The sequence below is a fragment of the Streptomyces sp. NPDC042002 genome (assembly GCF_055588305.1).
Window position 1 is genome coordinate 189,887 of the sequence record NZ_JBVJCT010000010.1, and the last position, 22,121, is coordinate 212,007.

Annotated in this window: 17 protein-coding genes; 9 read left to right on the forward strand and 8 right to left on the reverse strand. The window is 72.3% G+C overall.

Annotated elements, in window-relative coordinates; genetic code table 11:
• Window positions 1-226: 226 nt before the first annotated feature.
• From ACZ6KY_RS18000 to ACZ6KY_RS18010, 3 genes are all read left to right on the forward strand, one after another.
• Window positions 227-775: a class F sortase gene (locus ACZ6KY_RS18000; RefSeq protein ID WP_469311313.1), complete on the forward strand. Its 549-nt coding sequence runs from the start codon at window positions 227-229 to the stop codon at window positions 773-775.
• Between the two features lie 2 nt (window positions 776-777).
• Window positions 778-2,124, forward strand: coding sequence for a tetratricopeptide repeat protein (locus ACZ6KY_RS18005; RefSeq protein WP_469311238.1), 1,347 nt, complete (start codon window positions 778-780; stop codon window positions 2,122-2,124).
• A 462-nt stretch (window positions 2,125-2,586) separates the two neighbouring features.
• Window positions 2,587-3,972 carry an MFS transporter gene (locus ACZ6KY_RS18010; protein WP_469311239.1) on the forward strand — a complete coding sequence of 462 codons (1,386 nt, stop codon included), beginning with the start codon at window positions 2,587-2,589 and terminating at the stop codon, window positions 3,970-3,972.
• Between the two features lie 52 nt (window positions 3,973-4,024).
• On the opposite strand, the gene ACZ6KY_RS18015 is transcribed toward ACZ6KY_RS18010, so the two are convergent.
• The 4 genes from ACZ6KY_RS18015 to lnt form a co-directional block, all read right to left on the reverse strand.
• On the reverse strand, window positions 4,025-5,950 hold the full coding sequence (locus tag ACZ6KY_RS18015; RefSeq protein WP_469311240.1) for a helix-turn-helix domain-containing protein: 1,926 nt from the start codon (window positions 5,948-5,950) through the stop codon (window positions 4,025-4,027).
• Window positions 5,951-6,245: 295 nt separating this feature from the next.
• Complete coding sequence (locus tag ACZ6KY_RS18020; protein ID WP_469311241.1) at window positions 6,246-7,046, reverse strand: 3-hydroxybutyrate dehydrogenase; 801 nt, start codon at window positions 7,044-7,046, stop codon at window positions 6,246-6,248.
• Between the two features lie 60 nt (window positions 7,047-7,106).
• Window positions 7,107-7,580, reverse strand: a complete 474-nt coding sequence (locus ACZ6KY_RS18025) for an NUDIX hydrolase (protein WP_469311242.1) — start codon at window positions 7,578-7,580, stop codon at window positions 7,107-7,109.
• Between the two features lie 56 nt (window positions 7,581-7,636).
• On the reverse strand, window positions 7,637-9,250 hold the full coding sequence (gene lnt / locus ACZ6KY_RS18030; RefSeq protein ID WP_469311243.1) for an apolipoprotein N-acyltransferase: 1,614 nt from the start codon (window positions 9,248-9,250) through the stop codon (window positions 7,637-7,639).
• A gap of 231 nt (window positions 9,251-9,481) precedes the next feature.
• Here lnt and ACZ6KY_RS18035 point away from each other — a divergent pair, with 231 nt between their 5' ends.
• A complete protein-coding gene (locus ACZ6KY_RS18035) occupies window positions 9,482-10,675 on the forward strand; it encodes an O-antigen ligase family protein (protein WP_469311244.1) in 1,194 nt (397 codons plus the stop codon).
• Here the strand turns inward: ACZ6KY_RS18035 and ACZ6KY_RS18040 are convergent.
• Window positions 10,565-11,110, reverse strand: a complete 546-nt coding sequence (locus tag ACZ6KY_RS18040; RefSeq protein ID WP_469311245.1) for a hypothetical protein — start codon at window positions 11,108-11,110, stop codon at window positions 10,565-10,567. The two genes, ACZ6KY_RS18035 and ACZ6KY_RS18040, sit on opposite strands and share 111 nt — an antisense overlap.
• A 208-nt stretch (window positions 11,111-11,318) precedes the next feature.
• Window positions 11,319-12,104 carry a glutamate racemase gene (locus ACZ6KY_RS18045; RefSeq protein ID WP_469311246.1) on the reverse strand — a complete coding sequence of 262 codons (786 nt, stop codon included), beginning with the start codon at window positions 12,102-12,104 and terminating at the stop codon, window positions 11,319-11,321.
• A gap of 58 nt (window positions 12,105-12,162) precedes the next feature.
• Between ACZ6KY_RS18045 and ACZ6KY_RS18050 the strand changes: the two genes are divergently transcribed.
• Window positions 12,163-13,338: a glycosyltransferase gene (locus ACZ6KY_RS18050; RefSeq protein ID WP_469311247.1), complete on the forward strand. Its 1,176-nt coding sequence runs from the start codon at window positions 12,163-12,165 to the stop codon at window positions 13,336-13,338.
• Window positions 13,339-13,354: 16 nt separating this feature from the next.
• On the opposite strand, the gene ACZ6KY_RS18055 is transcribed toward ACZ6KY_RS18050, so the two are convergent.
• Complete coding sequence (locus ACZ6KY_RS18055; RefSeq protein WP_469311248.1) at window positions 13,355-14,686, reverse strand: TerD family protein; 1,332 nt, start codon at window positions 14,684-14,686, stop codon at window positions 13,355-13,357.
• A gap of 296 nt (window positions 14,687-14,982) precedes the next feature.
• On the opposite strand from ACZ6KY_RS18055, the gene ACZ6KY_RS18060 reads away from it, so the two are divergent.
• From ACZ6KY_RS18060 to ACZ6KY_RS18075, 4 genes are all read left to right on the forward strand, one after another.
• Entirely contained in the window at window positions 14,983-15,405 is a 423-nt protein-coding gene (locus ACZ6KY_RS18060; RefSeq protein WP_469311249.1) for a DUF6643 family protein, read from the forward strand.
• A gap of 45 nt (window positions 15,406-15,450) precedes the next feature.
• Window positions 15,451-16,275 (forward strand): MOSC domain-containing protein, encoded by an 825-nt coding sequence (locus tag ACZ6KY_RS18065; protein ID WP_469311250.1) that lies wholly within the window; start codon window positions 15,451-15,453, stop codon window positions 16,273-16,275.
• Window positions 16,276-16,460: 185 nt separating this feature from the next.
• A complete protein-coding gene (locus ACZ6KY_RS18070) occupies window positions 16,461-17,066 on the forward strand; it encodes an Rv1733c family protein (protein WP_469311251.1) in 606 nt (201 codons plus the stop codon).
• A gap of 169 nt (window positions 17,067-17,235) precedes the next feature.
• Window positions 17,236-19,665 carry a right-handed parallel beta-helix repeat-containing protein gene (locus tag ACZ6KY_RS18075; protein ID WP_469311252.1) on the forward strand — a complete coding sequence of 810 codons (2,430 nt, stop codon included), beginning with the start codon at window positions 17,236-17,238 and terminating at the stop codon, window positions 19,663-19,665.
• 41 nt (window positions 19,666-19,706) lie between these two features.
• Here the strand turns inward: ACZ6KY_RS18075 and ACZ6KY_RS18080 are convergent, their stop codons facing one another.
• The gene (locus ACZ6KY_RS18080; protein WP_469311253.1) at window positions 19,707-22,088 is read right to left on the reverse strand and encodes a hypothetical protein; all 2,382 of its coding nucleotides are present in this window, start codon (window positions 22,086-22,088) and stop codon (window positions 19,707-19,709) included.
• Window positions 22,089-22,121 lie beyond the last annotated feature (33 nt).

The following is a 22,121-nucleotide window of genomic DNA, read 5'->3' on the forward strand; positions in this document are numbered from 1 at the left end:
ATATCTCTCCCTCCCCTCCCTCCCCCCACCCCCCCCCCCCCCCCCCCCCCCCCCCCCCCCCCCCCCCCCCCCCCCCCCCCCCCCCCCCCCCCCCCCGCGCCGCGTCCGCGGACTCTCCGCGGCCGCCGTCGTCGCCGGCCTGAGCCTGGCCGCGGCCGGCGCCACCGCGCTGGTCACCGACCACACCCGCACCCCGGCCCACGTAGACATAGGGGCTCTGCCGCCCCTGCCCGAAGCTCCCGGCACCCGGCACACCGCCGGCGCGGCCGCGCCGGCCGCCCGACCCGTGCGGATACGCATACCCGGCATCAGCGTGGACCGCCCCCTGATCGACCTGCGGGTCCAGTCGGACGGCCACCTCGCCGCCCCGCAAGACCCCGGCCAGGTCGGGTGGTGGAGCGACGGTCCACGCCCCGGTGATCCGGGCGCCGCGATCGTGGTCGGCCACGTCGACTCCCTGACCGGTCCGGCCGCCTTCTACGGCATATCCGCACTGCGCCCAGGCGACTCCATATCCATCGACCGGGCCGACCACACCCACGCCGACTTCACCGTCCGAGCGCTGCGGCAGTACGCGAAGGACGACTTCCCCGACAACGAGGTCTACGCGACCACCGGTCCCCCCGAACTGCGGTTGATCACCTGCGGCGGCACCTACGACCCGGCAGCGGGCGGCTACCTCGACAACGTGGTCGCCTACGCCACACTCGCCCACCCCAGCCCACCACACCCGTCCGCATCGCCCCCACGCACCCCACCCCGGAGCGGGAATTGACCATGGCCTTCCGCCGACGCCCACCGCGCCGACGTATTCTGCTGTCCGCCACCGTCGCCGGTGTCCTCGGCGTGGGGCTGTTCCTCGCCGGAGGGCTGGGCCTGGCCCCCTGGCCCGCGGCGCCCACCGGCACCACCCCGCCCGTCAAAGCGGGCAGCCCGCCGGCCGGAGCCGACCCGCTCGCCGCGGACATCACCCGGCTCCAGGCCAAGCTCAAGGAGACGCCACGGGACGAGGTCGCACTGGCCACCCTCGGACTCGACTACGTCCAGCAGGCCAAGAGCACCGCCGACCCGGCGTACTACCCCAAGGCCGAAGCGGTCCTCAAACGCTCGCTGGCCCTTCACACCAGCGACAACTTCACCGCGATGGGCGGCATGGCCGCCCTGGAAGCCGGCCGCCACCAGTTCACCGAGGCGCTGGACTGGGCCCGCAAGGCCGTCGCCGTCAACCCGTACAACTCCTCCCTGTACGGAACCCTTGCCGACGCCTGCACCCAGCTCGGCCGCTACTCCGAGGCAGCCGACGCCGTCCAGCGGATGGTCGACCTCCGCCCCGGAGCGCCGTCCCTGTCCCGGGCCTCCTACGTCGCGGAACTCAGCGGCGACATCACCACCGCACGCACCGACATGCGCCGAGCCCTCAACGACGCCGCCGGCCCCGCCGACGCCGCCTTCGCCCACTACTACCTCGGCGAACTCGCCTTCAACAACGGCGACCCGGCCACCGAACTCACCGAGGCCGAAGCGGGCCTGACCACCGCCCCCGGCTACACCCCCCTGCTCCAGGCCAAGGCGCGGGCCGAAGCCGCCCTCGGACACACCGACGCGGCACTCGCCGACCTCACCCGGGCCGTGCAACGGGTTCCCCAGCCCGAATACGTCCTCCAACTCGGCGAGCTCTACCAGTCCCTCGGCCGCAACCAGGAAGCCGCCCAGCAGTACCAGGTCTTCCGCGCCGAACAGAAGCTCTTCACCGGCAACGGAGTCGCCCTCGACTCCGACGCGGCCCTGTTCGAAGCCGATCACGGTGACCCCGGACGGGCCCTGGCCATCGCCCGGCAGGGCCTGAAGACCCGGCCGTTCATGGACACCCACGACGCCCTGGCCTGGGCCCTTCACGCCAACGGCCAGGACCGCGAGGCCCTCACCGAATCCGACCAAGCCCTCGCCCAGGGCACCCGCAACGCCCTCTTCCACTACCACCGGGCCGTCATCGAACAAGCCCTCGGCGACCAGAACGCCGCACACAGCGACCTCACCGAAGCCCTTGCCATCAACCGACACTTCAGCCCCCTGCTCGCCCCCAAGGCCCGCACGGCTCTGACCGCCCTGAACGGGTCCGCATAAGCCGAACGGGCGGAACCGTTGAGCCAGTCCGCTATGCCGACGCCAGCGCCACCCGCCGCAGCCGAACCCTGCCCACAGCCACCCAGAACAAGGGCCTTCCGTAAGCGGCGTTGGACCTGGCCCGGCACGGACTCCCGGTCTCCGAGGGCAGCAGCCGGGATGGCGAGAATCTCTGGAACCCGACGTCGCTCGGGCTGGAGGCCGCCGCAGAAGTGCTGGGCAGGAGGGTGGGGGAGACGGGCGGGACCGCCCAGGGGTGGTGGCCCCGAACTACGCGTCCCTGACAGCACTCGTTTCGACCATCTTCGAGCCCCTGAACCGCCCGTCCGTGCGCCGGCATGGTCGCCGAACGCATAGCCAACCATCGAACTATGTTGCCCCACCACATGTGCGCCTGACGTGCGTCTTCCTACCGTGTGCCGACACGTACCCGTCCCCACCGCACATGAGGAAGTGGCGCACATGACCTCCGGAACCACCGCTCCCCCACCCCCCGCCAGCCTCAAGCGCATCGTCGCCGCCAGTCTCATCGGCACCACCATCGAGTGGTACGACTTCTTCCTCTACGGCTCGGCCGCCGCCCTGGTCTTCAACAAGCTGTTCTTTCCCGGCTCCGACCCGCTCGTCGGCACGCTGCTGTCCTTCCTGACGTACGCCGTCGGATTCGCGGCCCGGCCGCTGGGCGCGCTCGTCTTCGGGCACTACGGCGACCGGCTCGGCCGCAAGAAGCTGCTGGTGCTGAGCCTGCTGCTGATGGGCGGGGCGACCTTCGCGATCGGTCTGCTGCCCACGCACGCGACCGTCGGCGCTGCGGCCCCCGTGCTGCTGACCGGGCTGCGCCTGGTGCAGGGTTTCGCGTTGGGCGGCGAATGGGGCGGTGCCGTCCTGCTGGTGTCCGAGCACGGCGACGCGAAGCGGCGAGGATTCTGGGCATCTTGGCCGCAGACCGGAGCACCCGCGGGCCAGCTCCTGGCGACCGGTGTCCTCTCGTTGCTCACCGCCACCCAGTCCGACGCCGCCTTCGTCTCCTGGGGCTGGCGCATCCCCTTCCTGATCTCCGGCGTACTGGTCGCCGTCGGTTTGTGGATACGTCTGTCTGTCGATGAATCACCTGTGTTCAAGCAGGCGTTGGCGCGCGCCGAGGCCCGCCGTACGGCCGGGACCGACGAGCCGGAGAAGCTTCCGCTGGTCTCCGTCCTGCGCCACCACTGGCGTGACGTGCTCGTCGCGATGGGCGCCCGCATGGCCGAGAACATCAGCTACTACGTGATCACCGCCTTCATCCTCGTGTACGCCACCACCTCCGCCGGCGTCTCCCGGCAGACCGCGCTCAACGCTGTCCTCATCGCCTCGGCCGTGCACTTCGCCGTCATCCCGGCCTGGGGCGCGCTCTCCGACCGCATCGGCCGCCGCCCCGTCTATCTGCTCGGTGCCGCGGGCGTCGGCCTCTGGATGTTCCCGTTCTTCTCCCTGATCGACACCGGCGGCTTCGCGAACCTGGTCCTCGCCGTCACCGTCGGCCTGGTCCTGCACGGCGCCATGTACGCACCCCAAGCCGCCTTCTTCTCCGAGATGTTCGCGACCCGGATGCGCTACTCGGGTGCCTCCATCGGTGCCCAGTTCGCCTCCGTCGCGGCGGGCGCGCCCGCGCCGCTCATCGCGACGGCACTGCTCTCCTCGTACGACAGCTCAACTCCCGTCTCTCTCTATGTGATCGGGGCGGTCGTCCTGACCCTGATCGCCGTGGGCTTCGCGAAGGAGACCCGCGACCGCGACCTGTCCGACGTCGAGGCCGCGGCCGACGAGCGGCCCGCCCCCACCGCACCGGCGGACGCCCGTACCGTCTGACCGCAGGTCCGCACTTCCCGATCCCCGTACGTGGTGATGCCGCGTGCGGGGATCAGTGCGGCCCGTCCGACGACAACCGGTGCAGTCTCAGCGCGAGTTGGATCTCCAGGGTGCGGGCCGGGCTCTGCCAGTCGTCGCCGAGCAGACGCCCCACCCGCTCCAACCGCTGCGCCACGGTGTTCACATGCACGTGCAGGGCGTCCTTCGTGCGCGCCGGACTCATACCGCTCGCGAAGTACGCGTCGAGGGTGCGAAGGAGGTCTGTGCCGCGCCGTTCGTCGTAGGCGACGACTCCGCCGATCGTGCGGCCCACGAACCCGGAGATGTCCCGGTCCCCGGCGAGCAGCAGCCCGAGGAACCCGAAGTCCTCGGCGGCCGCTCCGTCGCCTGCCCGGCCGAGCAGGCGCAGCGCCTCCAGGCAACGCTGCCCCTCCATGTATGCCGAGGCCACCGCTTCAGGGCGCGCCGCGAGCCGGTCGACCGGCGCGGAGGCGCCGACGGTGACCGCCTCGTGAACCGCGGTGCCCAGCTCCTTGGCCGTGCGGCGGGCCAGTGTCGTCGCTGTGTCGCCGGGCCCGAGCGGGAGCAGCAGGACGGTTCCACCGTCGCGGGCGGCCGCCAGTCCATGGCGGGTGGTGGCGAGATGGGACGCCGCCGACCACAGCCGTCTGCGCGCGCCCGCCTCCTGGTCGGCGTCGGCGGCGATGAGGTCGAGTCGGGCCGCCAGCACCACATGCGTGCCGTCGAGATCGGCGTGCAGCCTCGCGGCCCGCTCCCGCAGCAGTCTCGGATCACGGTCGCGGGCGTCCAGCAGGTCGTCCAACAGCTCGCCGCGTACCCGTTGTTCGGCCTCGGAGGCCGAACGTCTGGCGAGCAGGAGCAGCGAAGTGACCATCGCGGCGCGCTCCAGGGTGCGTTGGTCGACGGGGTCGAGGCCCGGATGCCCGCGCAGCACCAGCGCGCCCAGCAGTTCGCCGCCCGCCGCCACCGCGGCGACCCAGTCGTCCCCGTGCCGTACGGCGTGCCCGTCGGCTCGGGCCGCCTCCACGGCCATCGCCGGTGTGCCGCCCGGCTCCGCGAACTCGACCGTGCCGTCCAGGACTTCCGACACCGCGGCGGCCACGTCGTGGACTCCCCCGCCGCGCAGCACGAGTTCGGCCAGCCGGTCGTGGACGTCCGAGGCACGCTCGATCACTCCGCTGCGGTCCCGGATGATCTCGTTGGCCCGGCCCAGGCGGTCGAGGGCGGAGCGGGTCTCCGCCAGCGAGTTCGCCGTGTCGATGGCGGCCGCGGCCAGGGCCGCGAAGGAGCCGAGCAGCGCGATCTGTTCCCGCTCGAAGACCCGCGCTCTGCGGTCCGCGGCGAACAGCACGCCGATGACCTGGGGCCCGATCATCAACGGCACGCCGAGAATCGCGACGAGCCCCTCGTCCCGTACACCCGCGTCGATGGTCCGGGTGTGCTGGAAGCGTTCGTCCTTGAAGTAGTCGTCGGTGACGTACGGGCGGGCGGTCTGGGCGACGAGTCCGCCCAGGCCCTCCCCCATGCCGAGCCGCAACTGCTGGAAGCGCGCGGCGACCGAGCCCTCGGTGACACGCATATAGGTGTCACCCTCGGCCGCGTCGTTCAGGCTGAGATACGCGATGTCCGTGCCCAGCAGCGACCGGGCCCGCTGCACGATCGCCTGGAGTACGGCGTCGAGGTCGCGCAGGCCCGCGAGGTCGTGCGCGGTCTCGAAGAGCGCTGAGAGTTCGGCCTCGCGGCGGCGTCGTCCCTCTATCTCCGTGCGCACGCGCAGGGCGAGCAGCTTGGCCTGTTCGAGCGCGGCGACGCGTTCGGCGGGCAGGCCCTCGGCGCGGGCGAGCAGTACCGGCTGCTCGTAGGCGTCGGCGGTCGCTCCTCTGGCCAGGAGTTCCAGGAACGGCGCTTCCGCGCTGTCGGCGGAGCGCTCGGCTGATGGCAGGTGATCGCGGGACATGGCAACAGGATCGCGCATCCGCTGGCCGGCGCCCCGGCCCTGTGGATAACTCACGACCGACTCCGGTACGACTCGGGGTGGGGCCGGGTCCGGGACCGCTCGGGGTCGGGTCCGGTCGGGTCCGGTACGGCTCGGGCAGGGGCTGGGGCGACTCATGACGGGGGCCGGCTGCCGACCCGGATCGGGGCAAACACCGGTTCCGTTGTAGCTCGTGACGGGGGCCGACTCCGGCAAAGGCTCGGGGCGAGGACCGGCTCCGATGAGGCGCGGGCCGAGGCGAGTGGGGCGACCCGGCTCAGTGCGCGGTCCAGCCCCCGTCCAGCGCCAGCGATGTTCCGGTCATGAAGGCCGCCTGCGGGCCGCATAGGTAGGCCACCGCCTCGGCGACCTCCTCCGGCTCGATCAGCCGCTTGACCGCGCTGTCCCGCAGCAGGACCTCGGTCAGAACGCGCTCTCGCGGAATCCCGTGCGTCTGCGCCTGATCGGCCAGTTGTTTCTCGACCAGTGCGGTGCGCACATAGGCGGGGTTCACACAGTTCGAGGTGACTCCGTGGGGCGCGCCTTCGAGGGCCGCGGTCTTCGAGAGGCCCTCAAGGCCGTGTTTCGCGGCGACGTACGCCGACTTGAACGCCGAGGCTCGCAGCCCGTGTACCGAGGAGACATTGACGATGCGGCCCCAGCCCTGCCCGTACATGTGCGGCAGAGCGCCGCGGATGAGCCGGAACGGGGCCTCGAGCATCACGGTCAGCAGCGTGTGGAACGCCTCGGGCGGGAATTCCTCGATGGGGCGGACCATCTGCAGCCCGGCGTTGTTCACGAGGACATCGGTGCCGGCCGCCGCCTGTTCCGCCGCGTCGAGGTCGGTGAGGTCGAGGACGTGCGGCTCGATGGTCCCGGCCAGACCGTGTATCTCCTCGGCCAAGGTCTCCAGGCCCGCCGCATCCCGGTCGACCGCTCTCACCTTGGCTCCGGCGGCGGCGAGCCGCAGCGCGCAGGCGCGGCCGATGCCGCTCGCGGCGCCCGTGACGAGGGCGGTGCGGCCGCCGAGGTCGAGTGCGGAGACGTGGGGGCCCGGGAGGGCGCTGGGCGCGGTCATGCCTCGACCCTAGGCAGCACTCACGCCTCAACCGATGTGGTCAGCACACACACTTCGCACTCAGGTCATAGGCTCGAACCATGTGGGTTCGTCAACCAGCGCCTGCTTGATCCGGACGAGGGCGTACTCGTTCAGCGTCGGCAGGGAGTCCACGGCGAACCAGCCGACCTGGAGCGATTCGTCGTCATTGACGCGGGCCTCACCGCCGACGGCACGGCACTGGAGCGTGGTGTCCATGAACTGGCAGACGTCACCGTTGTCGAAGGTCACCCGCCCCCCGGCCCGGACCATGACGACGCGTTCGACCTCGACGTGCACGGCCGTCTCCTCGTACACCTCGCGCACCGCGCAGGCCGCGGGCTGCTCGCCCGGCTCCGGAATGCCGGAGATGAGAGCCCACTCGTGGTTGTCCGAACGCTGCCCGAGCAGAACCCTGCCCTCGTCGTCGAAGACCACGGCGCTCACCCCGGGAAGCCAGAGGAGCTGGTGGCCCGCGGAGGCCCGGATCGCGCGGATGAAGTCGGGAATAGCCATGACGCCGACCCTATCGGCGCGACTCCGTCACCCCGCGCGGACCCGGGAACCCCGTCCTAGGCGCCGGTGATCCGCCGCGAGCGGACCACCGTCGCCACCGCCCAGCCGAGACCACCCGCCGCGACCAGCACCAGGATCATCTCCGGGATGATGCCGAGCTTCGTGGCCGGCGTCTCGGAGGAGCGCAGCGGCACCTTCTGGACCAGCGAGTCGGCGACGAACATCCCGGTCTTCTGGGTGATCTTCCCGTCCGGCATGATCACGGCGCTGACACCGCTCGTCACGGGCACCGTGACGGTGCGGCTGTGCTCGACGGCGCGGATGCGGGACATGGCGAGCTGCTGGTAGGTCATCTCGCTGCGGTCGAAGGTCGCGTTGTTGCTGGGCACCGAGATGATCTGCGCGCCATCGGTGACGGTGCTGCGCACGGCCCAGTCGAACGCCGCCTCGTAGCAGGTGACGAGGCCGACCCCGGTGCCGTTCATCTTGAACACGCCAGGCTCGGTGCCGCGGCTGAAGTCCTGGCGCACCATGCTCGTCCAGTTCTTGTTGATCGCCCCGAGCAGCGGGCGCAGCGGCAGGTACTCGCCGAACGGCTGGACCTGGCGCTTGTCGTACGTGTCCACCGGGCCCTTGACCGGGTCCCACAGGATCTGCTCGTTGTAGAGCTTGCCGTGCCGCTCGACGACCGCGCCGACGGAGACGGGGGCACCGATCGCCTTGGCGGCCTCGTCGATCACGAAGCGCGCGTCGGCGTTGGTGAACGGGTCGATGTCGGAGGAGTCCTCAGGCCACAGCACCAGGTCGGGCTTGGCCGCCTTGCCCGCCTTGACCTCGGCGGCCAGTCGCTCGGTCTCCCGCACATGGTGGTCGAGGACGGCGCGCCGCTGGGAGTTGAAGTCGAGCCCCGCGCGCGGGACGTTGCCCTGGATGAGCGCGACGGTCGCCGTGCCGTCCTCGGCCTTGTCGCTGACCAGCATCCGCGCGGCGAGCGCTCCGACGACGGGGACGGCGACGCTGAGCAGCGCCACCACGGCCGCGCCGCGGCGCAGGACGCCGGTGCCGCGCCGCTCGACGGCCAGGCGGACGATCTCGTACAGCCCGAAGCCGCACAGCACGACCGCGAAGCCGAGCACCGGAGTACCGCCGACCGCGGCGAGCGGGAGGAAGACGCCGTCGGCCTGTCCGAACGCGATCTTCCCCCAGGGAAAGCCGCCGAAGGGCGCACGCGCGCGTGCCGCCTCTCCGGCGATCCAGAGAGCCGCCGCCCACAGCGGCCACCCGGGCAGCCGGGAGACGAACGTGATCCCCGCGCCCACAAGCGCTACGTAGATCGCCTCCACCGCGACGAGCGCGAGCCAGGGACCGGAGCCGACCTCGACACCGGTCCACACCAGCAGCGGCAGCAGGAATCCGAGGCCGAACAGATAGCCGAGGCCGAGACCGGCCTTCCAGGAGCGACCGCGCAGAGTCCAGCCGAAGACCGCGAAGGCGGGCAGGGCGAGCCACCACAGGGTCCGTGGCGGGAAACTGACGTACAGCAGCACTCCGGAGAGCGCCGCGGCGGCGGCCGGAACGAGGCGACGCGCCAGGGCGGCCCCGCGCGGGGCGGGCACGGCCTGGGGTTCGAGCTGTTCCGGCTCGTCTACGGTGGTTGCGGTGACGGTCACTTGGGGAGTGTACGGCGCTTGACCTGGGCGCCGACAGCTCGGTCCCGATGGGCGGAACACCGCTCGGTCGACCCCTTCGCACCGATCTGCCGCAACGTTCCTGCACAACAGGTCCCCAAACCGACGCACCACCCGTTACGGTGTGCCCGAGCCTCTGACGTGCGGCCTGATGCGGTGACGGCGCCCGGGGTCCGGCAGCGTCGGGGGGCGACGAGGGTGGGTTCCACGGGGATGACGTCCACGGCTGATGCGGCGGCCACGGGCGAGAGACGCAGCGCCTCCGATGTCGCCGGCATGGTCGTGCTCGCGGCCTGTGCCTCCTGGTCGCTGATCACGGCGGCCGCGCACGACGGCCGGCCCGAGGGCATGCTGCTGGCGGTGCTCGCCGTCGCGGCGGGCTACGCCTCGGGACGGATCCTCGGAGCGCTCCTGCCGGTGGCCGCCGCTGGTGCCGGAGCGCTGGCGGGACTCGGCCTCGCCATCGCCACGCCGGGCCCGCAGATCAGCCTGCAACTCGGCCACACCGGTGCCACGGCCGCCCTGCTGACCCTTTCCTGCGGTGCCGCGTGCTGCGCGGCCTGGGCCGCGCGCCCGCCCGCCCTGCGGCTCGCGCTGCGGCTGCTCGCCGCCGGCACCGCGGTGACGGCGGCACTCCTCGGGTCCACCACCGGATTCGTCACCTGCGCCGGGGTCCTGCTGTGCTCGCTCGCCGCCGCCCGTGTGCGGCGCCGCGCCCTCGGCCTGACGGGGCTCGCGGCCGCCGCGGCGCTGGCGGCCGGGGCGACCTGGGCGATCGGCGAGGACGCGCTGCCGGGCGGACTGACCGAGTCCCTGAAGGGCCAGCTCACCGAGCACCGCATCCTGCTCTGGCACGACGCCCTGCGCATGGCCCGCGCGAATCCCGAGCTGGGGATCGGGCCCGGACGTTACGGAGAGCTCAGCCCGACGGTCGCCCAGTCGCTGCTGCCCGACGGCAAACCCCACTCCGCACCGCTTCAGCAGGCAGCCGAACAGGGTCTGACCGGCGTGGTCCTGCTCGCCGCGGCGTTCTGCTGGGTCCTGTACGCGCTGTTGCGCTCGCCGCGCACCACGCCGATCGCGCTGACGACGGGCGCGGCCCTGACGGCTGTGGCCGCCATCGCGTCGATCGGCAACGCACTGAGCTTCATGACGGTGACCGCGGGCGCGGGACTGCTCGCCGGACTCGCGACCGCACGACCGCTCATCACGGGGGAGCCGGACGACGTCCTGGCGCCGACCCGGCGGTCCGACGGTCACCTGGGGTCGGGTCGTGACCGACGCCTGCGTCGGCCGTCAGCGCACGACGCCGGTCGCGTCCGGGGGCAGATGGCCGCGGATGGTCCGTACCGCCGCCTCGGCGTTGTCCACGGTGATCGTGAACGTGTGGCCGTCACCCAGGCGTAGCACCACGCCCTCGCCCCGCCGGACGATGACGGCGGTTCCCTGCTCGGGCCGCCAGCGATATCCCCAGCCGCCCCACTGACGCGGGGTGACCTGAGGCGCGAAGTCGGCACCGACGACCGTGGAGAGGGGAATGCGGCGGCGCGGCAGCCCTATGTGGCCACAGCGCACCTCCAGGCAGTCCTCGTCCACCCTCACGGCGACATGCACGAACGCCAGGGTGCCGAAGAGGATGAGCAGTCCGGCCGCGATGCATCCGACGACGGACATGACCAGCGGCGCCGTTCCCGACGTCCAGCCGGAACTGACGGCCAGCTCGATCCCGAGAGCCAGACAGGCCAGGCCGCCTATGGCGGGCAGCCACTGAACACGATTCCTCGCGCGTCCGGTCCAGATCTCCGGGTGCGGGGAGGTTTCGCCGTGGGGGTGGTCCCTCATGCTTTTGAGACTACTCAGGTTCCGCTGCGCGGGCACCGGGTCGCGGAGCGTCACTCCGCCGGGTGGACGAGCGCCCCCACCGAGGGCGTCCGGTCGGTGACCGAACGTGCCCGCGGAGCGGCGGGTGTCCGCGTGTTCGCCACCGGTGTTCTTGTGCCTGAGGCCTTCGGCAGCAGGCACGGCGTTACGACGTGCGGGCTCGCCCAGCTCAGCGCGCGGGGCTGACCGCCGAGAGGATGCGGCCTTCCTCATAGGCGAGCGCGGTCGCGGGCAGCGCGCCCTGTCGTCCGCTCAGCAGCACCGTGACCGTGGAATCGGCGGGGGCCCCGGGGTCCGGGAGCTCGCCGATCCGGCGCAGCGCCTGGGCGGCGACCGCCCCGGCGGAACCGTGCAGGACGAGCGGCGGACGGCCGGGGCGCTGCACGGCCGCGCGGATGCGCTCGGCGACGAGCTCGTAATGGGTGCAGCCCAGGACGACGACCCTTACATCCTCGGGGGTGCGGGCGGCGGCCACCGCGATCGCGGCGTCGATGGCCGCCTGGTCCGCGTACTCCACGGCGTCCGCGAGTCCGGGGCAGGCCACCTCGGTGACCTCCACTCCGCCGGCGAACTCCTCGATCAGTCCCCGCTGGTACGGACTGCCGGTGGTGGCGGGCGTGGCCCAGATCGCCACGGGTCCGCCGCCCGCGGCGGCCGGCTTGATCGCCGGGACGGTGCCGATGACGGGCACCTCCGGCTCCAGGCGGGCGCGCAGGGCGGGCAGGGCGCGTACGGAGGCGGTGTTGCAGGCGACGATCAGGGCGTCGGGCCGGTGCAGAGCGGCGGCCTCGGCGACGGCCAGGGCACGCGCGGTGACGTCTTCCGGTGTACGGGGTCCCCAGGGCATGCTGCCGGGGTCGGAGGAGAGGACGAGATCGGCGTCGGGCCGCAGTCGACGTACCGCGGCGGCAGCAGCGAGCAGTCCGATTCCGGAGTCCATCAGCGCGATCTTCACCCGGTCACCATAGACGATCCGTCTTTACGGGCGACTGTGGTGGGGCAGACTGCGGCAGGTGAGCGCCCTCGTGTGGATCGCTGTCGGATCACTGGCCGCGTGGCTGTGGCTGCTGCTCGGCCAGGGCTTCTTCTGGCGTACGGACGTACGGTTGCCCGCCCTCCGCGAACCGTCGGACTGGCCCTCTGTGTGCGTCGTGGTGCCGGCCCGGGACGAGGCCGCCGTCCTGCCCGAGAGCCTGCCCTCGCTCCTCGCCCAGGACTATCCGGGGCGGGCCGAGATCTTCCTCGTCGACGACGGCAGCTCGGACGGCACCGGAGAGCTGGCCCGCGAGCTGGCGCGCCGGCACGGCGGACTGCCGCTCACCGTCGGCTCACCGGGGGAACCGCCCGCGGGCTGGACGGGCAAGCTGTGGGCCGTACACCACGGCATCGGCCTCGCCCGCGCGCGGGAACCCGAATATCTGCTGCTGACCGACGCGGACATCGCGCACGCGCCGGACAGTCTGCGCCTGCTGGTGGCGGCGGCGCGCACGGGCGGTTTCGACCTTGTCTCGCTGATGGCGCGACTGCGGGTGGTGAGCCTGTGGGAGCGGCTCGTCGTGCCTGCGTTCGTCTACTTCTTCGCGCAGCTCTACCCCTTCCGCCGGATCGCCGTGAAGGGCTCGCGGACGGCGGCCGCGGCGGGGGGATGCGTCCTGCTGCGCGCGGACACCGCCGAGCGGGCGCGCATCCCTGACGCGATCCGGCATGCCGTCATCGACGACGTGGCGCTCGCCCGTGCCGTCAAGCGCGGCGGCGGCCACATCTGGCTGGGCCTGGCCGAGCGGGTCGACAGCGTGCGTCCGTACCCGCGGCTGCACGATCTGTGGCGCATGGTCTCGCGCAGCGCCTACGCCCAGCTGCGGCACAGCCCGCCGTTGCTCGCCGGAACGGTCGCCGGGCTCGCCCTCGTGTACCTGGTGCCGCCGGTCGCCCTTCTGGCGGGCCTCGCCGCGGGGAACGCCTGGGCGGCGGCGGCCGGCGGGCTCGCCTGGCTGGTGATGACGGCGACGTACATGCCGATGCTCCGTTACTACCGGCAGCCCCTGTCGCTCGCTCCCCTGCTGCCGGTCACCGCGTTCCTCTATCTCCTCATGACGGTCGACTCCGCGGTGCAGCACTACAGGGGGCGCGGCGCGGCCTGGAAGGGCCGCACCTACGCGCGCCCCGACACCGCCCTCGACGAGAACTGAGGGGCGGCTCGGACGGTCATTTCCTGCCGGGCGTCCAGTTCATGCCCCAGCCGTAGGCGTGGTCGACGGTGCGCTGCGGGCTCACCCCGCGCGCGGGGATCAGGTACCGGGCCTCGCGCTGGACGACCAGGTCGGCGCCGTTGCCGGTGATGAGGGCGAGCGCGCAGACCGTGGAGGGCACCGTGCACTCGTCGAGCGAGAAGTCGATCGGCGCGCCGTTCAGCGGCTGGAGGGTGACCGTGGCGTGCAGGTCGGCGAAGGAACGCGCTCCTTCGTAGATGGTCACGAAGATGAGGATGCGCCGGAAGCTCTGTTTGTGGTCGAGGTTGATGGAGAGGTTCTCGCCCCCGGCCACGGCCCCGGTGCGGTCGTCGCCGTCGAGATGTATGTACGGCGGCTGGTGCAGGGCCCCGAAGGCGTTGCCGAGTGCCTGCACGACTCCCTTGCGGCCGTCGGACAGCTCGTACAGCGCGCACAGGTCGAGGTCGAGGTCGGCGTGCGTGGCGACGGCCCGGCCGCGTTTGCTGCCCCACCCCGAGAACTGCTTGCGCACCTCCCAGTTGAGGTTCACGCGCATGGCACCGGTCGTGCCGCCCTGTTTGCTGAGCGAGACGGAGGGGGCCTCCTTGGTGAGGGTCACCTTGGACAGGCGGACCGGCGCCGGAGGGGCCGCGGGCGGCCTCGGAGTCGGAGTCACGGGCGGGGGCATGGTCATGTGCGGGGCGACCGGCGGCGGCATGGTGACCGGCGGAGCGGCGTGGGGTGGCGGCCCCTGCACGAGGGTGGCGGGCGGCGGGGGCGCGGGGGTCACCGGGGGTGCGGCGCGCTGCGGCTCGTCCACGGTGATCCCGTAGTCGGTGGCCAGCCCTTCGAGACCGCTTCCGTAACCCTGTCCGACGGCGCGGAACTTCCAGGCTCCCTGGCGTCGGTAGAACTCGCCCAGCACGAAGGCGGTCTCCACGGTCGCGTCGGTGCTGTCGAAGCGGGCGATCTCCGTGCCGTGCTGTGCGTCGAGCACCCGGATGTACAGGCCGGGAACGCGCCCGAAGGAGCCGCCGTCGGCGGAGGCGGCCAGGACCACCGTCTCGACGACGGGTTCCGCGCGCGTGAGATCGACGAGCAGCGCGTCGGTCACCTGGCCGCCGTCGTTCCGCTTCCCTTCGTGGCGCACGGCGCCCGAGGAGTGCGCCGGCTGGTTGTAGAAGACGAAGTCGCCGTCCGAACGAACCTTTCCGGCCACCAGCAGAAGGGCGGAGCCGTCTACGTCGGGCACTCCCGGTCCTGAACGCCACCCCAATTCCACCCGGAGTGCGGTCGTCGGGACAGGAACATTCGATCCCTTAGGCATTGACATGTACGCCCCCATCGCGTGTCTCCGCGCCGGTGCGAGTCCCGAACGGACCGCCGGCTCCGCTCTCGCCAAACCTAATCCCCAGGTCCGGCGACTCCCATGACTCGGACAGAAGATCCTGGTCAACCGCCGGTAACCCGTCCGAAGCTCGGCCTTTACACGATCTCAACCATCTTTGACGTCCTTTTTTGCCGAGTTCGCTCGCATTGGGGATCCCGCGTCACCGCCGACACGGAAAACAACCCTCTTATCGGTCTCCCCAACCAGCACATCGTGGGCTTAACTTATGTGCCATGACCTCCCCCCGCTCCACCTATGGCGGCGGTTACTACTCCGCCTTCCAGGACACCCCGATCTACGACTCCCTCGTCGCCGAGCGGGGTACCCCTCAGATCGCCCCGATCCGGGTCCCTTCCGCCTACGACTCGGGCAGCAACAACCTTCCGGCACTGCCGTCCGCGCTCCCCGCGCTGCCGGCCGGCCCCTCCTCGTACGGCTACCAGCAGGCCCAGCAGCCCTCGCCGCTGCAGCAGGCCCCCGCGCCGTACATCCCGCAGCAGGCGGGCGCGCCCCGGGGCTATCCCAGCCCGCAGCCGCAGCAGCCGCGCCCGATGTCGGGCAACACGGGCTACGAGGCGATGCGCCCCGCGGCCCCCCGCCCCGCCCCGGCTCCCTACCAGGACCCGTACAACAATCAGCAGTACCGCGGGTACTGAGACCTCCGAACCTGATTGTCGGTGCTTCCTGGCACCATGGCGGTCATGGGGAACGCGGTACTGCACTCGATTCACGTCCATCCGGTCAAGGCGTTCCGGGGCCAGTCACTCCGGGAGGCCGAGGTGGAGCCCTGGGGGCTGACCGGAGACCGACGCTGGGTCCTGATCGACGACGGGGGAAAGGTCGTCACGCAACGCGAGCAGCCGCGTCTGGCCCTGGCCGCCGCCGAGACACTCTCCGACGGCGGCCTCCGGCTGTCCGCCGAGAACCGCGAGCCGGTGAGCGTTCCCGTGCCCGAGCCCATCGGTACGACGACGGTGGAGATCTTCGGCGACAAGGTGGAAGCGGTCCTCGCCGACCCGGCCGCACACGACTGGTGCAGCGGGTACCTGGGCACTGACGTGCGCCTCGCCCACATGGACGATCCGGCCGTCCGCCGGCCCGTCGACCCGGACTTCGCGCTGCCGGGCGAGACCGTCAGCTTCGCCGACGGCTATCCCCTGCTCGTCACCACACTCGGATCGCTGGACGCTCTCAACTCCTTGATCGCGCGGGGCGACCACGCCGAGGAGGGCCCCTTGCCGATGAACCGCTTCCGGCCGAACGTCGTCGTCTCCGGAACCGACGCCTGGGCCGAGGACGACTGGTCGCGGATCGCCATCGGCGAGGTCACCTTCCGGGTCACCAGGATGTGCGGCCGCTGCGTCGTCACCACGACCGACCAGGACAGCGCCCGACGCGGCAAGGAGCCCCTGCGCACGCTCGCCCGGCACCGCCGCTTCGCCGGGAAGCTGATCTTCGGGCAGAACCTGGTGCCCGAGTCCCGCGGCTCGCTGCGGGTCGGCGACCCGGTCACCGTCCTCGCGTAGCCCGTGCGAGCACATTCCGCCAGAGGCCGGTCGACGGGAACCCCGGCGCCGGGCGGGATCGTTGAGTCGGTGCGAGATGTTCATGAAGGGCCCTGGGGGAGGGTGACGTCGCTCTCTCTTCCCCGGCCTCACGCGTGAACGGCTCCGCTGCGGGTTATCACGGACGCGGAAGGGGGTGCGGGACGGTGGGCGCGATCATCGGTCTCTGGCGCTGGCGGCACAATCCGCTGCGCCGTACGACAGATCTCGTGGAGGCCTGGCTGGCCCTGGCCGCCCTCCTGCTCGTCCTCGTCGCGGCCCCCCTCGTCGGTGCGGCCGTGGGGGCCTCGGTCCAGGGCACGCTGCAAAGAGCGGTGCGGGACCAGCGCAAGGACCGTCACCAAGTGGCGGCCGTCGTCGTCAGGAAGCTGCCCCCGGGCCCGCTGGCGCCCGACCCGGAGACGCCGTCGGGACGGGACGCGCACAGCCGCGTCCTGGCCGAGTGGACGGCGCCGGACGGCACCCCGCAGCGCGGCACGGTGGTCGCCGCCCTCAAGTCCCCACGCCCAGGGGACCATTTCTCGATCTGGACCGACCGGCACGGCCGAATAATGGGCCGCCCGCTGGACAGTGCCACCGCGACCACGCACGCCGTTCTGGCCGGTTTCGGCGCGGCCGTGCTCTCGGCGGGGCTCCTCGAGGGCGGCAGGCGGTCGATCCTGTGGCACATGATCCGCCGGCGTCACGCCCGATGGGACCGGGCATGGGACAAGGCGGGTCCCGACTGGGGCAAGGCAGACACCGGCAGCTGACGGCCTTCCCGCTCCGGTCAACCGGGCGTCCCCGCGCACGCTACGGTGGACCGGCCGAACTGTTCGGCACCGTCGTGAGAGGCTGTCCGGCAGGGGCCATCCCGGCCGACGGGGCATCAGTACGACCTCGCAGGACCCGCGTACGACGAGGTGGGGGCACAACAGCGCCATGGCACAGGGCACGGTCCAGGTGACGCACACCGGAACCTCGCGGTGGCGGCGCCGCACGGGTGAGTACGCATCGCTGGCCGCCGCCCTGGAGGCCGCGGCCGACGGCGACGTGCTGACCGTCGCTCCCGGCACCTACCGGGAGAACCTGGTGGTGGACCGCGCGGTGACACTGCGCGGTCCCGAGGGTTCCCCCGGCTCCGTGCGCATCGCGCCGATCGACGGCGTGGCGTTGACGGTGCGCGCCTCCGCCGTGGTCCAGGACCTGCATGTGGAGGGCCAGGACTCGGCCTCGCCCGCGCTGCTCGTCGAAGAGGGCACGCCGGAACTGCTGGACATACGGATCGTCACGCGCTCCGCCGCCGGGATCGAGGTGCGCGGCGGCGCCCGCCCGACCGTACGCCGTTGCACGGTCGACAACCCCGCGGGCGTCGGCATCGCCGTACTGGACGGCGGCGGTGGGGTGTTCGAGGAGTGCGAGGTCGTCGCGGCCGGTCAGTCGGGAGTCGCGGTCCGCGGGGGCGCGCATCCGCGCCTCGAGCGCTGTCGGGTGCACCACACTTCCGGTGCGGGCCTGTCGGCGACCGGCGAGAACTCGTCGCTGGAAGCGGTGGGTTGCGAGGTGTACGAGGTCAAGGGTTCCGGGGTGCAGATCACCGGCCGGGCCACCGCGCATCTCACCGACTGCGACGTGCACCGGACGACCGCGGACGGCGTCACCCTCGACACGGACGCGGTGCTCACGCTCGCCGACTGCCGCATCCACGACATCCCGGAGAACGCGGTCGATCTGCGCTCGCGCTCGGTGCTCACCCTGACCCGTACGACGGTGCGGCAGTTCGGGCGCAACGGCCTCTCGGTCTGGGACCCGGGCACCCGCGTGGACGCCAACCAGTGCGAGATCTTCGACAGTACGGGCGACTACCCCGCGGTGTGGGTGAGCGACGGCGCGACCGCCGTACTGGACTCGTGCCGGGTGCACGACGTGCCGGACGCGCTGTTCGTCCTCGACCGGGGTTCGCGGGCGGATGTCGTCGACTGCGACATCTCGCAGGTGCGCAACACCGCGGTGTCGGTGAGCGACGGTGCCACCGCGCAGCTCGACGACTGCCGCATCCGCGACGCCGCGACGGGTGCCTGGTTCCGTGACCACGGCAGCGGCGGCAACCTGTCCGGCTGCATCGTGGACGGCACACAGACCGGCGTGATCGTCACCAAGGGCGCCGATCCGACCATCGAGCGCTGCACGGTCACCTCGCCCGCCGAGGCGGGCTTCTATGTGTCGGCGGACGGCCGGGGCAGCTTCCTGAGCTGCCGCGTGGTGGACAGCGAGGGCTACGGCTTCCATGTGATCGACGGCTGCCGCGCGACCCTGCGCAAGTGCCGTACGGAGCGGTGCGCGCGCGGAGGCTACGAGTTCGCCGACGGGGGCTCGGCGCCCGGCGGAGGTCCCGTCGTCGAGGACTGCGCGAGCGACGAGAGCACCGCGCTACGCGCTCCGACGCACGAGACGGCGGTCGAGACGGCGGCTTCGACCACGAGTCTGCTGGGGGCGATCCCCGGCCAGCGCAGCACCGAGCGGGAGCCGCTCGCCGCCGGGACGGAGCCCGCGCAGCCGGCCCGGGGATCGAGGGTGGTCCTCGGTGAACTCGACCTGCTGGTCGGCCTGGAGAACGTCAAGCGCGAGGTGCGTGCCCTCACCGACATGATCGAGGTGGGCCGCCGCCGGCAGCAGGCCGGTCTGAAGGCGGCGTCCGCCCGGCGCCATCTGGTCTTCACCGGCTCCCCCGGCACCGGCAAGACGACCGTCGCCCGGCTGTACGGCGAGATCCTGGCCTCACTGGGTGTACTGGAGAAGGGGCATCTGGTCGAGGTGTCCCGGGTGGACCTGGTCGGTGAGCACATCGGATCGACCGCGATCCGCACCCAGGAGGCGTTCGACCGGGCGCGCGGCGGCGTGCTGTTCATCGACGAGGCGTACGCGCTGTCGCCGGAGGACTCGGGCCGCGACTTCGGTCGCGAGGCCATCGACACCCTGGTGAAGCTGATGGAGGACCACCGCGAGGCGGTGGTGGTGATCGTCGCGGGGTACACCGCCGAGATGGAGCGGTTCCTGTCGGTCAACCCCGGTGTGGCGTCCCGCTTCTCACGGACCATCACCTTCAACGACTACCTCCCCAACGAACTGCTGCGAATCGTGGGACAGCAGGCCGAGGAGCACGAGTACCGGCTGGGTCCGGGCGCGGCCGAGGCGCTGCTGAAGTACTTCACGGCGATTCCGAAGGGACCCGCGTTCGGCAACGGACGCACGGCGCGCCAGACGTTCGAGGCAATGGTGGAGCGGCACGCGGGCCGGGTCGCCCAGCTCGACGAGCCGAACACGGACGATCTGACCCTGCTCTACTCGGAGGACCTGCCGGAGCTGCCCTGAGCGTCCTCGCCGCCCTGACCTCCTCAGCCGCCCTGACCTCCTCAGCCGCCCTGAGCCTCCTCGCGGGGACGCGGGCCCGGCACCTCGGGCAGCAGCCTGGCCAGCAGCAGTTCCCGCTCCTCGGCGAAGGCGGGGTCCGCCTGGTAGTCGGAGTGGCCGAGAACCGGCGCGGGCAACGGCTGCCGCTCGGTGCGGCCGTAGGCGAGCGGGTCCTTCAAGGGCTCGTGGTCGACCTCGGGACCGCAGTCGCCCGGCAGCCGGACGGGTCCGCCGATCGGATCGGTGCGACGGTACAGATTGCGCCAGCAGGCGACCTCGCGGTGCAGCGAGGCCAGGGCGGCAGGTCCGAAGTGGGCCGGGAACCAGCGTCCGTACAGGCGCTCCAGCGGTGAGCCGTAGGTGAGCAGCGCGACCCTCTTGCGTACCGAGGGCTTGAGCTGCCAGGCCGCGGCAGCCGCCAGCACACTGCCCTGGGAGTGTCCGGAGAGCACGAGCCGTCCGCCGGTCGCGCGGGTCCAGGCGGCCATCCGCCAGGTGAGGTCGGGCACGGCGCGCTCGGCGTAGCAGGGCGGCGCGAAGGGGTGGGCCGCGCGCGGCCAGAAGGTGCCGACGTCCCAGAGGATGCCGATGGTGCGGCGGGCGGCGGGGTCCTTGTAGGCGCGGCGGCCCCAGGTGACGAACAGGATGAAGCCGAGGCCGATCAGCCAGGAGCCGAGCGCCTGCGCGGTCTCGGCCGCGCCGTGGACGAAGCCGTTCGCCCCGCGCGCGGCCTCGCTCGGAGCGTCCCCGGTGGCGAACGCCCCGGCCAGGGCACAGGCCCCGAGCAGCAGTGTCACGGACGAGAGGACACCGACCATGAGCGGCGCCCGGTCGGTGAGAGCGGCCATCGCGCGGGTGCTCGCGATGCGGCGGGTGCGGGCGGAGTCCTTTGCCTCGCCCGGGTACTCGCGTTCGACGGCGAGCGTCTCGCGGCGGCGCAGCTTCCAGGTGCGCCGGGCGAGCCAGCCGGTGAGGGCCAGCAGGACGACGAGCAGCGGCGGGATCGCGGAGGCCTGCCAGGTCAGCAGGACGGGCGGGCCGGGGATCGAGTGGCGGGTGCCGTCGAGCCAGTCGGCGACCCGCTGGGACACTCCTCCGGACATCACACCGCCGAGTGCGCAGGCGAGCATGGCGACGGCGGGCCCCGCGAAACCGCGCATCGCGGTGCGGGTGTCGAGGATGCCGGCCGCTGTTCCGCGCGAGGCCACGGCCTGAGGAGTCGTGCGGTACAGGGCGCGGGCGACCACGCCGAGCGCGATCACCAGCAGGCCCTGTACGAGGGTGAGGCCGCCGAACGTGGCGTCGCCGGGAAGGCGGCCCGTCGAGTGCCAGTGCGGCCGTGACCAGCCGGCGTACACCAGGGTGAGGGCGAGCAGGGCGAGCGAGCCCAGCGGCAGCCGGCGCACGAGCATCCGGTCGCGTCCGTGGTCGATCCGGTTCTCGCTGCGGCCACGACGGCAGACCACCCACAGCACAACGGCCCCGCCCACCACGAGTGTTGCGTTCAGGAGCCCGCCCAGCGCCTCCAGTACGGCGGGGCCGCCCCGCGCACGGTCGTAGCGGGCGGCCGAGGAGCCCACGGCCGCGGCGACGGTCAGGAACCCCGCGGCGGTGTGCGCGGCGCGCAGCCGGGCCACCAGGCGGCGCCCGTACCAGAAGCCGGGGCGGCCGAGTCCGGTGCCGTCGGTCTCGTCGTCGTGCTCGGCCGCGCGGGCCATCGGCTGCTGCGACTCGTACGCGCTCCAGGTGCGGTGCGACAGGTACCACAGGAGGGTGGTGAGCGCCGCGGGCACCAGGCAGGCCAGGGCGAGGCGGCGGCCCGGCTGACTCCACCAGCCGGCGCCGGGCCGGTCCGGGGAGAGGAATCCGAGCCAGGAGTGGTTGCGCACGCACGCACGGGTGCCCGCGCACTGCCAGGCGGCCAGGTCGAGGGCGACCTCGCAGGCGGCGGCGACCAGCAGCACCGTGAGGGTGAGTCCGGCGAGGCGGACGAGCAGCCCGTACAGGCGTACCGCCCGTCCGCGGCCGTGCGCGGCGGGGCGCATCCAGTGCGCGAGGTTGACCACCATGAAGGGCAGTAACAGGAGCCACAGGGCGCGGGCGCCGTTGCCGGAGGTGAGGTTGCACCATACGTACGCCTCGCGCACCGGCTCGCCGCGGTGGGCGCCGGGGCGCTCCTCGGCGTCGGTGTCGTCGGCGCGCCGGAAGACGGCCGCCGTCGCGTCGCCGGTGATCCGGACCGTCCGGGGATCGTTCAGCATTTCCTCCGGCGTGGTGCCGCCGACCCCGTGGACCAGGAGTTCCAGGGCGATACCGGCCGCTTCGGGCCGCTGTGCGGAGCCGCCGGGCTCCCCGTCGATGACATGTTCCCGTGCACGTTCCACTGTTCCGCACTTCCCCCGTGCCCCGCGTGTCTC

Bases quoted from the DNA above. Each gene is read 5' to 3' on its own strand.
- ACZ6KY_RS18040 (WP_469311245.1), bottom strand. From the start codon at position 11,110: ATGAGGGACCACCCCCACGGCGAAACCTCCCCGCACCCGGAGATCTGG.
- ACZ6KY_RS18060 (WP_469311249.1), top strand. From the start codon at position 14,983: ATGACCTCCCCCCGCTCCACCTATGGCGGCGGTTACTACTCCGCCTTC.
- ACZ6KY_RS18055 (WP_469311248.1), bottom strand. From the start codon at position 14,686: ATGCCTAAGGGATCGAATGTTCCTGTCCCGACGACCGCACTCCGGGTG.
- ACZ6KY_RS18065 (WP_469311250.1), top strand. From the start codon at position 15,451: ATGGGGAACGCGGTACTGCACTCGATTCACGTCCATCCGGTCAAGGCG.
- ACZ6KY_RS18015 (WP_469311240.1), bottom strand. From the start codon at position 5,950: ATGTCCCGCGATCACCTGCCATCAGCCGAGCGCTCCGCCGACAGCGCG.
- ACZ6KY_RS18025 (WP_469311242.1), bottom strand. From the start codon at position 7,580: ATGGCTATTCCCGACTTCATCCGCGCGATCCGGGCCTCCGCGGGCCAC.
- ACZ6KY_RS18005 (WP_469311238.1), top strand. From the start codon at position 778: ATGGCCTTCCGCCGACGCCCACCGCGCCGACGTATTCTGCTGTCCGCC.
- ACZ6KY_RS18010 (WP_469311239.1), top strand. From the start codon at position 2,587: ATGACCTCCGGAACCACCGCTCCCCCACCCCCCGCCAGCCTCAAGCGC.
- ACZ6KY_RS18020 (WP_469311241.1), bottom strand. From the start codon at position 7,046: ATGACCGCGCCCAGCGCCCTCCCGGGCCCCCACGTCTCCGCACTCGAC.
- ACZ6KY_RS18035 (WP_469311244.1), top strand. From the start codon at position 9,482: ATGACGTCCACGGCTGATGCGGCGGCCACGGGCGAGAGACGCAGCGCC.
- ACZ6KY_RS18075 (WP_469311252.1), top strand. From the start codon at position 17,236: ATGGCACAGGGCACGGTCCAGGTGACGCACACCGGAACCTCGCGGTGG.